Source organism: Microvirga sp. P4_G7, assembly GCF_056401005.1.
Window position 1 is genome coordinate 1 of sequence record NZ_JBFUKD010001048.1, and the last position, 860, is coordinate 860.

Sequence of the window (860 nt, forward strand, 5' to 3'; positions counted from 1 at the left end):
GCTCGAACTTGGCGGAAAGAGTCCGCAGATCGTGTTTTCCGACGTTCCCGATCTGGAGCGTCTAGCTGACATGATTTACGCCGGCACATGCAGGAACGCAGGACAACTCTGTTATTGTGGCAGCCGTCTGATCGTTCACGAAGCGATTGCGGAGCGCCTTATTGAAAGCGTGGCGACGCGCATGAGCGCGGCGCGGCCTGGCGTGACGTGGGACGCACAGACGACATTGTCGCCTATCGTCTCAGAACGGCAAATTGAGCGGGTCCATGAAATCGTTCAGCGCAGCTTACGAGCCGGCGCAGAGTTACGCGCTGGTGGTGATCGCCTAGGTAGGCATGGTGGTGCATATTATTCACCCAGCATCATCGTCGCGGAATCGGACAACCCGGTCCATCGCGAAGAGGTCTTCGGCCCGGTTCTGTCAGTCCAGACATTCCGCGAGCCAGACGAAGCTTTCGCAGCCGCTGCCCATGAATCTTATGGCCTTGCGGCGGGCATTCACACTCAGAATCTCTCCCGTGCCCTCGATGCGGCGCATCGCATCGACACGGGCATGATTTGGATCAATACTTACGGGCGAACCAACGACATCGGGACCCCGTTCGGCGGCTTCAAGCGCTCTGGATTCGGTAAGGATTTTGGAGTCGCAGCCTATCAGAAGTACACGCGCATGAAAAATATCTGGATCGATCTGACGATGTGACGGTAGCCCGAGCAGGAGGGTGCGATCATGGTGAAGCGACAGAATTTCTGGGCCGGTGGCGCGTTAGTACTCATTGGCGCGTTCATGGCTTTCGCAGGACGCACCCTACCCCAAGGAACGCCAAGTCGTATGGCGGCAGGGTTTATGCCTTTTTGGC

The 860-nt window shown here is 57.6% G+C and carries 1 protein-coding gene; it reads left to right on the plus strand.

All coding sequences use genetic code 11. From position 1 onward, the window contains the following. The coding region (locus tag AC1DT3_RS22925; protein WP_477467460.1) for an aldehyde dehydrogenase family protein at positions 1–703 on the plus strand (703 nt) is incomplete at its 5' end. Between the last annotated feature and the right edge of the window lie 157 nt (positions 704–860).